The sequence below is a fragment of the Marinomonas sp. MED121 genome (assembly GCF_000153025.1).
Lineage (GTDB): Bacteria > Pseudomonadota > Gammaproteobacteria > Pseudomonadales > Marinomonadaceae > Marinomonas.
The window spans coordinates 576,868-590,259 of the sequence record NZ_CH672431.1 but is presented as its reverse complement, the minus strand read 5'-3'; the positions used below and the strand labels follow the sequence as shown (position 1 = coordinate 590,259).

Below are 13,392 nucleotides of genomic sequence, written 5' to 3'. Positions count from 1 at the left end.
TTTCACCTTATTCTGCTGTATCTCTTGGTATCAGAACCTAAGGAAACAACCTTATGTCCGCAACTCTTATTTATTGCTATGACCCTATGTGCAGCTGGTGTTGGGGCTTTCAACCCACGTGGAAAGCACTTCAGGCTTCACTTACACCTTATATTGATAAGGGTGAAATACAGATTCAACCTATGCTGGGAGGGTTGGCTGTCGACTCTAATGCTCCTATGCCTCTACCAATGCAAGCTAAACTTGCAGGAGTTTGGAAGCAAATTGAATCTCAACTAGGAACCCAGTTTAATCATAATTTTTGGCAAGATTGTCAACCAAGGCGCTCGACCTACCCTGCCTGTCGTGCCTGTTTGGTAGCCAGAGATCAAAACTTAGAAAAAGAAATGGCAGCACAAATTCAACAAGCTTACTATTTAAAGGCTCAAAACCCCTCAGACTTAGATACATTAGCCCAATGCGCAGTCAAAATAGGGTTAAAAGAAGATGGCTTCCTAAAAGCCATGGAGCATTGTAAAAAAGCAGAAGTGCTTGAACAGGAAGTTCAAATCGCGCGTCAATTAGGGCTTAACTCTTTTCCATCCCTAGCCTTAGTTATGGCAAATCAAATCATTCAAATCCCACTGGATTATCTTAATGCAGATCAGATGCTAACAGATATTTTAGCGGCATTAGCTAAGCTAAAAAACAGCTAGCGCTTTCTTAATAGAGCTAAAACTCATTAGAATTTCTAGTGAGTTTTAGCATAAACTCTTGTTATTATTATTATTCTTATTGTAAAGCATTTTAATAAAGCTCTCCCTTATTCGAGCGGCTCGTATATGGCGGTAAACCAATGTCTTTTTGCAAATGGCTAGATAGATTAGTTAACTGATCAAACTCTCTTTTAGACATACTTACTCGACTTAAATCCTTGTTACTATTGTGTTTAGAAAGATTTCTCAAGACAAGTTTAAAGGCTTTTTTAATCGCCCCTAATAGACTAATCAATAATGGGTACATGCTTGCATCTCCTTGTGTTTAGGCTTTTAATCATGCCTAAGAGATGCGAAATACACGAACGCTAAAAACTTACATCTAAAATAAGATAATCTTATGGTTGCCTAAGCTATGGATACTCGAGTTACACACCTAAAAGCCATTCACTACTTTGCTGTTGCCAGTAAAACCTTAAGCTATACCAAGGCAGCACAAGAACTTTTTGTCTCTCAGGCTGCAGTAAGCCAGCAGATTCGTCTGTTAGAAGAACACCTAGGTAATAAGTTATTTTATCGCGCTGGACGTGATATGCAGCTGACCACCCAAGGTCATATTCTTGCTGAGTATTTAGGCGATGCTTTTGAGCTAATTGGAAAAGGGCTGGATAGGGTTAAAGCAGAACCTTTTGCGGGCAATCTCAGCATCATTTGCCCGCAAAGTTTTGCTTCTAGCTGGGTCATGCCAAAGCTTTGGCGCTTTACCGCTATGCATGATGAGATTACCGCTAGATTGCTTTGCTGTGATTACAGAGAAGACCTAAGAGCAGGTAATGCCGATATCGATATTACAACGCTGATTGATTCTCAAAAGGACTGCCGGCAAATAAAACTGTTAGAAACAAACCTTGTTCTTGTCGCCTCTAAATCTCTTGCTAATAGTATGAGGTTTGACAGTATTGATGACTTATTAAGATGTTGGTTAATACAGGCTGATGAATCCGAACTCTCTTGGTCTGCATTTTTTGCAGAATACGGCATTGATACCAATATAAAACAAAAACTTTGGGCAGAAGTGGGCTCATGGTATATGGGAATCAGTGCAGTGAAAGCGGGCCATGGAGTATTTATATGTCCTGAAATAATGATTCAAGATGACCTTGCATCAGGAGAACTCGTGCATGTTTTACCTCAGTTTCCGTTTAGTAAAAGCCTCACTTTTTACATGAACTATCAAGAGTTTTCGCCTCGTATTGAACGAATCAAAGCATTTGAAAAATGGATTTTAGATGAGTTAGCGGGGATAACGATTGACCCATTTGATCATCGTTATCAAAGCTTGAAACCAATAGCTGGCAAGCATTAATGCTAGCCAGCCTAATTGGATTAACCGAAGTCGTGGTTAATTAGATCCAGCATAGGGTTATAAACAGGCTCATCAGAGCCCTCTTCCTGCTCTTTTTTAGCATCCTTAAATTCTGAGTTGGTTTCATCATTGTGAGTACTTACTTCTGCTTTAGGCTTTTCTTTACTAGCAAAGCATTCTTTTTCGAGCCAATCTAAGCTAGCTTGGGTTTGATGCAAGCTTAGGTTAACAGCAAACCAATGCTGCGCATCTTCAGCAAGGCTGAGTAAGTGACCTGGAATCAAACCATGCAGATTAGTCGCTTGATAGGCTTGCCACTGACTAGCAGTAATTGGACTATTACTGCGTACCCATAAACTGTATCCGCCTTTATTTATCACAGCAGATAAGTGCCCAGGTTTTAATTCTTCTAATGCTGATTTCATTTTTTCTGCATTAGCCCAAATAGCCCGAGACATAGCAGCAAAGGCTTTTACAGGAGACTGATTTAATACAGGGATTAAGGCTAGCTGTATATCTTCACCTGGACACAAACCAGCCACAGCTAGCGCTTGTGCTAATGGTTTCTCATATCGCCCAATCTGTATCCAAGCAATACTAGGTAAAGCATCATGTAGGCCTTCAAATCCACCTATATAAACTACTAAACCAGTTTGATCCAATGATTTAAGGCTTAACACAGCTTGTGGTCTATTAGGCAAATGTGAGCATAGATCCCACTCAATACTCGGTAGCCCATGCTTTTCAATCAGAGCATACCAACGGCGCAAACTAAGGTTACTAATCGCCTGCCCAGCGGGAAAAGAAAATTGACTAGGGAAAAGCAATAATTTGATTTCATCTTGTTCGATGATTTTATCCACTACATCAAGGTCGACTCCCCTTTCACCCGCATTCAAACATACAGCTTCACGGCCTAAGGCCTGAATCGTGTTCTTTAATCTGAAGTCACAGGGAGTCAGTATCAGTACCTTATCACCCACTTGAGTCAAAGACTCGAGGCTTTGAATCAATAACTGGCTTGGGTTATTCGCTAACCAAAGTTGGTCCAAGTTAGTTTGTACCCCAAGTTGCTCTAAATAGTGGCTTAAAGCCTGACGTAATGCTGTTTCGCCTTGAGGATGATGGACACTTAAATTACGAGGGTTAAGAGAGAAGATATCTTGCTCTAATAGTTCACTAGTCTGACAAGTCAGTGCTTTTTGGTAGCTAATCTGCTCTTCCAGTGAAAGGCGTTCTTTATCATTAAGGTAATGAGGATGATCCGCAGCGAGCATAATAGCGGGGCGAATTTTACTTTGGTGACAAACAAAATAGCCTGATTTTGGCCGGGACTCTATCCAGCCCTCTTTACTCAGTAGCTCATAACCATGAATGACAGTATTCAGGCTCATTCCTTGTTCCTTGGCAAGTTTTCTCAAAGAGGGCATTTTGTCCCCTGCTGCAAGCTTGCCTTGCTCCACTTGATCTTGAAACCAATCAACTAAACCTTGATAAAGAAACTCAGCCACAATTTGTACCTTTCAAATTATATTATATTAAAACTGTATCTAATTGTTTTCAGAAATCCAAGTCATGTCGTCTAAAATTTGATTAAATTATTCATTTGACCATTAGATAGTGTAATTAGTTAACCCCTGATAGATTCAAACTAGGTTACAATTTTATTTTATGCTCAAATTTCCTTAAGGACATTACTTCATTAATCATGATGCCATTTGACCCTATTAGCATACGTCAGCAATTTCCTATCCTTGCCCAACAGGCCCATGATTATCCTTTGGTCTATTTAGATAATGCCGCGACGACACAAAAGCCAGACTCAGTGTTAAATGCCATCATAAATTACTACCAAACCAGTAATGCGAATGTGCATCGTGGATCTCACTTTTTAAGTGATAAGGCGACCAACTTATTTGAGCAAGCAAGACAAACCTTAGCTGAATTTATACAAGCACCCGACAATAGCCATATCATTTGGTGTAAAGGTGCAACAGAAGCTATAAACCAAGTCGCTTATGGCTTAGAGTCAAGTCTTAAACCCGATGATGAAATTCTCATTTCTAGTTTAGAGCATCACGCTAATCTCGTACCTTGGCAACAACTAGCAAAAAGAACGGGGGCAAAACTACGCTCAATTCCTTTTACTTCAGATGCTAAATGGGAAGCAGAGTACGCAAGTTATTTTAATGAAAAGACAAAAATCCTAGCCTGCACACAAATTTCAAATGCGATTGGTGTCCACCTGCCTCTAGATACACTGATTCAAGAAGCAAAAGCAGTCGGCGCCCTAACCTTAATTGATGGAGCACAAGCCGTTGCTCACTACCCAGTTAACATGGCTCAACTTGATTGTGACTTTTACGTTTTTTCTGGACACAAGATGTACGGGCCAACAGGGATAGGCGTACTTTATGGGAAAACAGCAGCGCTAGAACAGCTGACACCTCTGCAAACAGGAGGTGAAATGGTATTAAAAGTCAGCTTGCTTGAAACCGAGTTTAATCAACTCCCCTACCGTCTTGAAGCAGGCACCCCGCATATTGAAGGTGTCATAGGCTTAGCCTCTGCTTGCGAGTTTTTAATGCAACAAGACAGGCAAGCAATGCTAGATTGGGAAATCAGCTTAGCGAACCGTGTCAGACGCATTCTAATGAATGAAGCAGATATCAAAGTCTACTCACCTGCAAACACTACCCTCGTCTCATTTTCCGTCAATAATATTAACCTGACAGACCTAAATGCCTTTTTAGATAGCAAGGGCATTGGTATTCGCTCGGGTAGCCATTGTGCCCATCCTTTAATGGCACAACTCGGCGTAAGTGGCACCTTAAGAGCTTCTTTTGCATGTTATAACAATGAAAGAGATGCGGATCACTTTGTCGCAACCCTTTTAGATGCCATAGATTTATTGGCTGATTAAAATCAAATTAATTAATTGATAAATAAAGAATTTTGGATAATAACGTGAACACAAACGAGATTAAAGATACATTTAATCAATGCCAATCTAAGGAAGAGAGCTTTAGAGCATTAGTCAAAATAAGCAAAACATTAATTCGTTTAGATACAGATTTAAAAACTAATGAAAATGCAGTAACAGGTTGCGAAAGTCAGGTTTGGCTAACGGCAGAAAAAGAGAAAGAAACAGGCCTTTGGCACTTTCAGGCAGACAGTGATGCCAAGCTCATTCGTGGGTTTTTAGCCATTATTTTGGCCTATATAGAAGGCTTAAATTCCGAACAAATTCAACAGCTTGACCTTCTCACTCAGCTTAATGCTTTAAACTTAGAATCCTACCTCACCAGCTCTCGTAACAATGGCATTCTAGCAATCATTACGAGAATTAAAGAACTAACACAATAATCAGCGCTAAACTTCTTTTGTAAGCTCCTCCGCTTGTTTAGCAAGCCTTTCTAACACACGACTCACGGCCACAAACCCAAAGGTAGCCGTGACCATGGTGCAGGCACCAAAGCCTGAATCACAATCCATTTTCTCACCTGCTTGGGCCTTACTTCTATCCGTACTAACGCTACCATCTGGAGTTGGATATCTTAGCTGCTCAGTAGAGTAAACACATTCAATATCAAAGCGGCGCTTGGTATTACGGGGGAAGTTATAATGGCGACGTAAAAAGTTTCTGAGCTTGGCTGCAAGAGGGTCCTGTTCAGTTCTCGCAAGATCAGCAATGTGCACTTGAGTCGGATCGATTTGCCCACCAGCACCACCAACAGTAATAAGTTTAATCTTGTTACGCTTGCACCAGGCAACCATAGCGGCTTTTGGCTTAATACTATCTATGCAGTCGATGACATAGTCATAATCACGCCCTAGGTGCTCCAAAACGCTGTCAGGGGTAACAAAGTCTTCAACGCAATCAACTTGGCAGTCAGGGTTAATCAATTTAATTCGTTCCGCCATGGCTTCGACTTTAGCAACGCCAATGTTGCCATCTAATGCATGGATTTGACGGTTCACATTGGTAATACAAACATCATCCATATCAATCAGAGTGATCCGGCCAATACCGGACCTTGCCAAGGCTTCTGCAGCCCAAGTGCCCACACCACCAATCCCCACCACACAGATATGTGCTTGAGTGAAATACTGATAGGCATTCACCCCATATAAACGTTTAATACCACCAAATCTTTGTTCCGCGCTCACAAACCAACCCCAAACTAAAACACTTATCTCGACAATAGGATCGCAACTTATTACTAACTTGCTTAAAATGGGATTTTACGCAATTTTGTTACTCAATCACAGCTAGCTTTTAGCTTTATGGAAGATGAGCGAATATGACTCAGCAAGCGTTTGATCAATTAGGTTTAAACCCTAGAGAAACCCTGTTATACCAAACCTTATTACAATTAGGGCCAGCTTCTATCAGAGACATTGCCGATAAAAGCGGTATTAACCGTGGCTCTGCTTATGAATCTTTAAAACAGTTACAGGCCAAGGGAGTCGTAAGTTACTTCCCTAAAGGAAAACGTCGTTTTTTTAGTGCCGAAAACCCAGAGATTTTGCTGAAACTTGCTGAAGAAAAACGAGCTAACCTTGATAAGGCCATTGAGTCTTTAAAGCACTCAGTCATTCCTAATTTACACCAGCTACAACCAGATTATCATCAAACTAATGTGAGATATTATGAAGGGGATGAAGGCATTGAATGGGTATTAAGAGACATTCTGAATGTGGTTTCAGAACAAAAAAGCGATAATAAAGAGTATTGTGTCTTTTCCTCTAAACCCATTCGGCCTTTCTTGTACCGCCCTTTCCCTAACTTTACTAAGCAAAGAATCAAACTGGGTATTAAGGTAAATGTTATTGCGATTGGTGATGGTGGTGAGGATGCAGAATTATCTGAACGTAAATGGATACGTACTGAAGGGGCTGTTGATGCCAGTTACATTGCTATCTATCCACCTAAGTGTGCCATTATCTCTTTAGCGAGTGATAACTTCCCTTCTGCCGTGGTACTTGAATCTAAAGACATCGCCATGGCGCAACAAATTATCTTTAACACCCTGTGGGGCTTGTTATAAGACAGGGTTAAGCAAATTCTAAGTATAAAAAAAGCCCCGTTTACCTAAGTAAGCGGGGCTTTTTTGAAACTCTTTTACGCTACCGGTTACTTCGCACGAAGTTGACTGATAGTACGTAGTCGAGCAACGGCTTCTGCTAGTTGAGCGGTCGCACGAGAGAAATCGATATCTGAATTTTGTTGATTCAGTAATTCCTCTGCATGTTTCTTCGCTTCTAGAGCAGCCGCTTCGTCCAGATCATGGGCACGAATAGCGGTGTCTGCCAAGACGGTAACACGGTGTGGTTGCACTTCAAGGAAACCACCCGATACGAAGATAATCTCTTCTTCACCGTTTTGTTTAACCACGCGAACAGGGCCTGGAAGCAGTGGAGTCAGTAATGGTGCATGACCAGGTTTAATACCTAGATCACCAAAACTACCGGCTGCCACAAGAGTCTCTACCGATCCAGAGAAAATCTCTTGCTCAGCGCTTACGATATCGCAGTGAACTGTGATAGCCATAAGATGCCTCTCTATGTCAGGCTTAACCAACAGCAATGACGCTGTTGGTTATGCATGGTTAAATTTTCTTAGCTTTCTCGACAGCTTCGTCGATGCTACCAATCATGTAGAACGCTTGTTCTGGCAATTCGTCGAACTCGCCATCAAGGATGCCTTTAAAGCCGCGGATTGTATCTTTCAAAGAAACATACTTACCTGGCGCACCAGTGAAGACTTCAGCTACGAAGAATGGCTGAGACATGAAACGTTGGATCTTACGTGAACGGTTTACAGATAGCTTATCTTCTTCAGAAAGCTCGTCCATACCCAAGATCGCAATGATGTCTTTTAATTCTTTATAACGCTGTAATACAGTTTGAACGCCACGTGCTACGTCGTAGTGTTCTTGACCGATTACTAGAGGATCCAACTGACGAGATGTAGAGTCTAGAGGATCGATCGCTGGGTAGATACCCAAAGATGCAATGTCACGAGACAATACAACAGTCGCATCCAAGTGCGAGAATGTTGTTGCTGGAGACGGGTCAGTCAAGTCATCCGCAGGTACGTATACCGCTTGGATAGATGTGATAGAACCAGTCTTAGTAGAGGTGATACGTTCTTGAAGAACACCCATCTCTTCAGCAAGAGTTGGCTGGTAACCTACCGCAGAAGGCATACGACCCAACAATGCAGATACTTCAGTACCCGCCAATGTGTAACGGTAGATGTTATCTACGAAGAAAAGAACGTCACGACCTTCGTCACGGAACTTCTCAGCCATAGTCAAACCAGTCAAAGCAACACGTAGACGGTTACCTGGTGGCTCATTCATCTGACCGTATACTAGAGATACTTTATCGATTACATTCGAATCAGTCATCTCATGGTAGAAGTCATTACCTTCACGAGTACGCTCACCAACACCAGCGAATACAGAATAACCACTGTGCTCGATAGCGATGTTACGGATAAGTTCCATCATGTTTACGGTTTTACCTACACCGGCACCACCAAACAGACCAACTTTACCACCTTTCGCAAACGGACATACAAGGTCGATTACCTTGATACCAGTTTCCAAAAGTGCGTTATCAGAAGATTGTTCCGCATAGCTTGGAGCTTCGCGGTGGATAGCCCAACGCTCTTCTTCGCCAATTGGACCTTTTTCATCAATCGGGTTACCTAGCACGTCCATAATACGTCCTAGAGTTTTGGTACCAACTGGAACAGATACTGGGTTGTTTGTATTGTCTACAACCAAACCACGCTTCATACCTTCAGTTGAACCCATGGCGATAGCACGTACAATGCCGTCACCTAGCTGCTGTTGAACTTCCAACACCAACTCTTTACCCTCGATCGTTAGGGCATCATATACTTTTGGCACACTATCACGTGGAAATTCCACGTCGATTACCGCGCCGATAATCTGTACGATTTGTCCGCTACTCATGTTCGGATCCTCTTAATACCTAAATACCTTAAACCGCTGCCGCGCCGCTTACAATCTCAGAGATTTCCTGAGTGATCGCTGCCTGACGAGCCTTGTTGTACACCAACTGTAATTCATTAATGATATCACCAGCGTTATCCGTTGCGTTTTTCATGGCAAGCATACGAGCTGCTTGTTCACACGCAATGTTTTCAACAACTGATTGATATACTTGAGATTCAATATAACGAACTAATAAATCGTTCAGAATCTCAACAGCTTCTGGTTCGTAAATGTAATCCCAGTGGTGCTGTAACTCTGCATTCTCTTCCGCATTTAGAGGTAAAAGTTGCTCGACACGTGGTTTCTGAGTCATGGTATTCACGAACTCGTTAGAAACAACATAAAGACGATCAATCTTGCCTTCATCAAATGCGTCCAACATCACCTTCACACTACCTACTAGGTTTTCTGCTTCAGGTGCGTCACCTAATCCGGTAACAGCTGCTGTAACGTTTCCGCCGTAGTTATTGAAGAATGAAACAGATTTAGAACCAACGGCACAGATATCAATTTCGATATCCTCGTTAGCGAACTGTTCCATATCTTTAATGGTTTTCTTGAACACGTTAACGTTCAAGCCACCACATAATCCACGGTCAGAAGAGACTACGATATAACCAACACGCTTCGCCTCACGCTCGGTAAGGTAACGGTGTTTATACTCAGGATTCGCATTAGCCAAATGGCCAATTACTTGACGAATTCGTTCCGCATACGGACGAGAAGCGGCCATACGATCCTGAGCTTTACGCGTCTTACTTGCCGCTACTTTTTCCATAGCGCGAGTAATTTTACGCGTATTGTTAATGCTCGAAATCTGAGTGCGTATCTCTTTTCCGACTGCCATAATGAACTGCCCTTGTGAGAATGTTAATTCACAAACTGCAAATATAGACTGGTGAGAACTGTCTTATGACAGCTCCCACCAACTTATTACCAAGTTTGTGTCGCTTTAAACTTCTCGATTGCCGCTTTAAATGTCGCTTCAATCTCGCCGTTATAATTGCCAGTTTTGTTAATGTCAGCCATAAGATCAGCGTGTTCGCTGTTCATGTAGCTAAGCAAAGACTGTTCAAAACTACCAATCTTGTTTGTTTCAACATCTACAAGGAAGCCATCGTTGGCAGCGTAAAGGATTACGCCCATATCAGCTATAGACATAGGGCTAAACTGTTTCTGTTTCATCAGTTCAGTAACCTGTTTACCGTGTTCTAGCTGTTTACGAGTAGCTTCATCAAGATCAGATGCGAACTGAGCGAAAGCCGCCAATTCACGATACTGAGCTAGGGCAAGACGGATACCGCCACCTAGTTTCTTGATGATCTTAGTTTGTGCAGCACCACCAACACGGGATACAGAGATACCCGCGTTCATTGCAGGACGAATACCCGCGTTGAACAAGCTTGTTTCCAAGAAAATCTGACCATCAGTGATGGAGATTACGTTGGTTGGTACGAATGCTGATACGTCACCACCTTGAGTCTCGATGATAGGAAGAGCAGTCAAAGAACCAGTCTTACCTTTCACTTCACCATTGGTGAATTTCTCAACGTAGTCTGTGTTTACACGAGACGCACGCTCAAGAAGACGAGAGTGAAGATAGAATACGTCACCAGGATACGCTTCACGACCTGGTGGACGACGTAGTAGCAATGAGATTTGACGGTAAGCCCAAGCTTGTTTAGTCAAATCATCATAAATAATTAGGGCATCTTCACCGCGGTCACGGAAGTACTCACCCATTGTGCAACCAGTGTATGGTGCTAGGTAAAGCATAGAAGCAGGATCAGAAGCACCAGCTGAAACAACTGTTGTGTACTCTAATGCGCCGTTTTCTTCTAGCTTTTGTACTACGTTAGCGATAGTAGATTGCTTTTGACCAATGGCTACATACACACACTTAATACCACTGCCTTTTTGGGCAATGATGGTATCGATAGCGAGTGCTGTTTTACCAACCTGACGGTCACCGATAATCAACTCACGCTGACCACGACCTACAGGAACCATTGCATCAATGGCTTTATAACCAGTTTGAATTGGCTGGTCTACTGATTGACGTTCGATTACACCAGGTGCAACCTTTTCAACCGCATCAGTAAGTTGAGCGTTTACTGGACCTTTGCCGTCGATTGGGTTACCCAATGCGTCAACAACACGACCAAGTAGTTCTGGACCGATTGGAACTTCCAAAATACGACCAGTACACTTAACTTTTTGACCTTCGACTAGATTTTGGTAGCCGCCTAATACTACAGCACCTACAGAGTCACGCTCTAGGTTCAATGCCATACCATAAACACCACCAGGGAATTCGATCATTTCCCCGTACATTACATCAGCCAGACCGTGAATCAATACGATACCGTCTGCTACGCTGACAATTGTGCCCTCATTTTGGGCTTCAGAAGTCACATCAAGGTTCTCGATGCGCTTCTTGATAATCTCGCTGATCTCAGATGGATTCAGTTGCTGCATGCTAAATTCCTCAACCCTGGTTTCGATTTTATCGAAACGCTAGGAGTTTATCGCCTCGGCCAGTTTCGCAAGTTTCCCGCGAACTGATCCGTCGATGATTAAATCGCCTGTACGGATAACCACGCCACCGATAAGGCTTGCGTCTGTTTCAGTCGCCAAGTTGACGGTACGGTCCAACTTTTTGCTCAATGAAGTACTGATTGCTTGCTCTTGTTCAGCTGAGAGTTCGTAAGCAGACGTCATATTCACGTCGACTGCTTTTTCGAAGTTCAGTTTAAACTGATTAAACAATTCGGAAATCGCCGCCAATAGTGTTAAGCGGTTATTTTCCGATAATGAGTTCACAAAGTTTTTACCTTGCTCTGTCATTACTTCATTGCAAACATCTGCCAGCGCGTTTGCTTTTTCGTCAGCACTAAAAGCAGGATTTTGCACTGCTTGTGCTAATGTCGTGTCACTCGCAGCGGTAGCCAATACGCTAAGCATATTGGCCCATTCTGCTACTTGACCTTGCTCACGAGCAACTTCAAACGCAGCTTTTGCATACGGGCGAGCGACTGTCATTAATTCAGCCATTGGACCCTCGCTTAAAGCTCTTGTGCTAGTTTTTCAACTAGTTCGCTGTGGGCTTTCTCGTCAACACTGGCACCCAAAATTTTCTCAGCACCGATAAGAGCAAGTTGAGAAACTTGAGCGCGTAGTGCTTCTTTAGCACGAATAACGTCTTGTTCAATCTCAGAATTTGCTGCATCGCGCAAACGTTGGCCATCAGCCAATGCTTGTTCTTTCGCTTCGTCAATAATTTGGTTAGCCCGTTTGTTGGCTTGTTCAATAATTTCGGCCGCTTGTTCCTTGCTCTCACGTAATGTATGAGTGGCTTTTTCTTGAGCCAACTCTAAATCACGTGAAGCGCGGTTAGCTGCTTCTAAACCATCTGCAATTTTCTTGCTACGCTCTTCTAGCGCAGCAATTACTGGAGGCCACACAAACTTCATGCAGAACCAGACAAAAAAGGCAAACGAGATAGCTTGGCCTATAAGTGTGAGATTTAAGTTCACGCTAATATCCTCGCTCTAAGTCGTTTATAAAAGTTTTGCAAATAAAGCAAAAACTTAGCCAGCAACCTGAGCAACGAATGGGTTTGCGAAAGTGAAGAACAACGCAATACCTACACCGATCATAGTTACGGCATCAAGAAGACCCGCTACGATGAACATTTTAACTTGCAACATTGGAACCATCTCAGGTTGACGCGCAGCGCCTTCCAAGAATTTACCACCAAGTAGACCGAAACCAATCGCAGTACCTAGGGCACCTAGACCGATAAGAAGGGCTACAGCAATCGCAGTAAGACCAACTACAGTTTCCATTTTAACTCCTAATTTTCATAGTTTTAGATTGAAGGTTTAAAAAAACTTTATATAACTCTGTGCTCGTTTTACACCAAGATCTTAGTGATCTTCGTGTGCCATACTTAGGTATACAATTGTTAGCATCATGAAGATGAATGCTTGCAATACGATTACCAAGATATGGAAAATTGCCCATGGGACAGATAATGCCCACTGTACCCAGAACGGTAGAATAGCGATCAAGATAAAGATCAACTCACCTGCGTACAGGTTACCGAAAAGTCGCAATGCTAGGGAGATTGGTTTCGCAATAAGCCCCACACCTTCTAACAATAAGTTGAATGGGATCATCCACTTACCGAAAGGTTGCAAGGTTAGCTCGCCAACAAATCCAGAAATACCTTTTACCTTGATGCTGTAGAAAACAATCAAGAAGAAGACAGAGAAAGCCATACCTAGTGTCGCGTTCA

At 42.5% G+C, this 13,392-nt stretch carries 16 protein-coding genes; 5 read left to right on the top strand and 11 right to left on the bottom strand.

What is annotated here, in order from left to right:
• The first annotated feature begins 53 nt into the window (after nucleotides 1–53).
• Entirely contained in the window at nucleotides 54–695 is a 642-nt protein-coding gene (locus MED121_RS14280; protein ID WP_009834429.1) for a DsbA family protein, read from the top strand.
• Nucleotides 696–786: 91 nt separating this feature from the next.
• On the opposite strand, the gene MED121_RS14275 is transcribed toward MED121_RS14280, so the two are convergent.
• Nucleotides 787–1,002 carry a hypothetical protein gene (locus MED121_RS14275; protein WP_009834428.1) on the bottom strand — a complete coding sequence of 72 codons (216 nt, stop codon included), beginning with the start codon at nucleotides 1,000–1,002 and terminating at the stop codon, nucleotides 787–789.
• Between the two features lie 108 nt (nucleotides 1,003–1,110).
• Here MED121_RS14275 and MED121_RS14270 point away from each other — a divergent pair, with 108 nt between their 5' ends.
• Nucleotides 1,111–2,061: a LysR substrate-binding domain-containing protein gene (locus tag MED121_RS14270; RefSeq protein WP_009834427.1), complete on the top strand. Its 951-nt coding sequence runs from the start codon at nucleotides 1,111–1,113 to the stop codon at nucleotides 2,059–2,061.
• A 20-nt stretch (nucleotides 2,062–2,081) separates the two neighbouring features.
• On the opposite strand, the gene MED121_RS14265 is transcribed toward MED121_RS14270, so the two are convergent.
• Nucleotides 2,082–3,572, bottom strand: coding sequence for a PLP-dependent aminotransferase family protein (locus MED121_RS14265; RefSeq protein ID WP_009834426.1), 1,491 nt, complete (start codon nucleotides 3,570–3,572; stop codon nucleotides 2,082–2,084).
• 197 nt (nucleotides 3,573–3,769) lie between these two features.
• Between MED121_RS14265 and MED121_RS14260 the strand changes: the two genes are divergently transcribed.
• Together MED121_RS14260 and MED121_RS14255 are read left to right on the top strand one after the other, a co-directional pair.
• Nucleotides 3,770–4,984 (top strand): SufS family cysteine desulfurase, encoded by a 1,215-nt coding sequence (locus MED121_RS14260; protein WP_009834425.1) that lies wholly within the window; start codon nucleotides 3,770–3,772, stop codon nucleotides 4,982–4,984.
• Nucleotides 4,985–5,028: 44 nt separating this feature from the next.
• Complete coding sequence (locus MED121_RS14255) at nucleotides 5,029–5,427, top strand: SufE family protein (RefSeq protein WP_009834424.1); 399 nt, start codon at nucleotides 5,029–5,031, stop codon at nucleotides 5,425–5,427.
• A 6-nt stretch (nucleotides 5,428–5,433) separates the two neighbouring features.
• Here the strand turns inward: MED121_RS14255 and tcdA are convergent, their stop codons facing one another.
• The gene (gene tcdA, locus MED121_RS14250) at nucleotides 5,434–6,231 is read right to left on the bottom strand and encodes a tRNA cyclic N6-threonylcarbamoyladenosine(37) synthase TcdA (RefSeq protein ID WP_009834423.1); all 798 of its coding nucleotides are present in this window, start codon (nucleotides 6,229–6,231) and stop codon (nucleotides 5,434–5,436) included.
• Nucleotides 6,232–6,365: 134 nt separating this feature from the next.
• On the opposite strand from tcdA, the gene MED121_RS14245 reads away from it, so the two are divergent.
• Complete coding sequence (locus tag MED121_RS14245; protein ID WP_009834422.1) at nucleotides 6,366–7,112, top strand: helix-turn-helix domain-containing protein; 747 nt, start codon at nucleotides 6,366–6,368, stop codon at nucleotides 7,110–7,112.
• Between the two features lie 86 nt (nucleotides 7,113–7,198).
• On the opposite strand, the gene MED121_RS14240 is transcribed toward MED121_RS14245, so the two are convergent.
• The 8 genes from MED121_RS14240 to MED121_RS14205 all read right to left on the bottom strand — a co-directional run.
• Nucleotides 7,199–7,615, bottom strand: a complete 417-nt coding sequence (locus tag MED121_RS14240) for a F0F1 ATP synthase subunit epsilon (RefSeq protein ID WP_009834421.1) — start codon at nucleotides 7,613–7,615, stop codon at nucleotides 7,199–7,201.
• 58 nt (nucleotides 7,616–7,673) lie between these two features.
• Nucleotides 7,674–9,050, bottom strand: coding sequence for a F0F1 ATP synthase subunit beta (atpD, locus tag MED121_RS14235; protein WP_009834420.1), 1,377 nt, complete (start codon nucleotides 9,048–9,050; stop codon nucleotides 7,674–7,676).
• 28 nt (nucleotides 9,051–9,078) lie between these two features.
• Complete coding sequence (gene atpG / locus MED121_RS14230) at nucleotides 9,079–9,939, bottom strand: F0F1 ATP synthase subunit gamma (protein WP_009834419.1); 861 nt, start codon at nucleotides 9,937–9,939, stop codon at nucleotides 9,079–9,081.
• A gap of 86 nt (nucleotides 9,940–10,025) precedes the next feature.
• Nucleotides 10,026–11,570 (bottom strand): F0F1 ATP synthase subunit alpha, encoded by a 1,545-nt coding sequence (atpA, locus tag MED121_RS14225; RefSeq protein WP_009834418.1) that lies wholly within the window; start codon nucleotides 11,568–11,570, stop codon nucleotides 10,026–10,028.
• 39 nt (nucleotides 11,571–11,609) lie between these two features.
• On the bottom strand, nucleotides 11,610–12,146 hold the full coding sequence (locus MED121_RS14220; RefSeq protein WP_009834417.1) for a F0F1 ATP synthase subunit delta: 537 nt from the start codon (nucleotides 12,144–12,146) through the stop codon (nucleotides 11,610–11,612).
• 11 nt (nucleotides 12,147–12,157) lie between these two features.
• The gene (locus MED121_RS14215; protein WP_009834416.1) at nucleotides 12,158–12,628 is read right to left on the bottom strand and encodes a F0F1 ATP synthase subunit B; all 471 of its coding nucleotides are present in this window, start codon (nucleotides 12,626–12,628) and stop codon (nucleotides 12,158–12,160) included.
• Between the two features lie 54 nt (nucleotides 12,629–12,682).
• The gene (atpE, locus tag MED121_RS14210) at nucleotides 12,683–12,940 is read right to left on the bottom strand and encodes a F0F1 ATP synthase subunit C (RefSeq protein WP_009834415.1); all 258 of its coding nucleotides are present in this window, start codon (nucleotides 12,938–12,940) and stop codon (nucleotides 12,683–12,685) included.
• 81 nt (nucleotides 12,941–13,021) lie between these two features.
• A partial coding sequence (locus tag MED121_RS14205) for a FoF1 ATP synthase subunit a (protein WP_009834414.1) occupies nucleotides 13,022–13,392 on the bottom strand: 371 nt, incomplete at its 5' end.

What these genes read in the sequence shown, in the direction of transcription:
- atpG (WP_009834419.1), bottom strand. Translation starts at nt 9,939, where the DNA reads ATGGCAGTCGGAAAAGAGATACGCACTCAGATTTCGAGCATTAACAAT.
- MED121_RS14245 (WP_009834422.1), top strand. Translation starts at nt 6,366, where the DNA reads ATGACTCAGCAAGCGTTTGATCAATTAGGTTTAAACCCTAGAGAAACC.
- MED121_RS14280 (WP_009834429.1), top strand. Translation starts at nt 54, where the DNA reads ATGTCCGCAACTCTTATTTATTGCTATGACCCTATGTGCAGCTGGTGT.
- MED121_RS14220 (WP_009834417.1), bottom strand. Translation starts at nt 12,146, where the DNA reads ATGGCTGAATTAATGACAGTCGCTCGCCCGTATGCAAAAGCTGCGTTT.
- MED121_RS14270 (WP_009834427.1), top strand. Translation starts at nt 1,111, where the DNA reads ATGGATACTCGAGTTACACACCTAAAAGCCATTCACTACTTTGCTGTT.
- MED121_RS14260 (WP_009834425.1), top strand. Translation starts at nt 3,770, where the DNA reads ATGATGCCATTTGACCCTATTAGCATACGTCAGCAATTTCCTATCCTT.
- atpA (WP_009834418.1), bottom strand. Translation starts at nt 11,570, where the DNA reads ATGCAGCAACTGAATCCATCTGAGATCAGCGAGATTATCAAGAAGCGC.
- MED121_RS14240 (WP_009834421.1), bottom strand. Translation starts at nt 7,615, where the DNA reads ATGGCTATCACAGTTCACTGCGATATCGTAAGCGCTGAGCAAGAGATT.
- atpE (WP_009834415.1), bottom strand. Translation starts at nt 12,940, where the DNA reads ATGGAAACTGTAGTTGGTCTTACTGCGATTGCTGTAGCCCTTCTTATC.
- atpD (WP_009834420.1), bottom strand. Translation starts at nt 9,050, where the DNA reads ATGAGTAGCGGACAAATCGTACAGATTATCGGCGCGGTAATCGACGTG.
- MED121_RS14275 (WP_009834428.1), bottom strand. Translation starts at nt 1,002, where the DNA reads ATGTACCCATTATTGATTAGTCTATTAGGGGCGATTAAAAAAGCCTTT.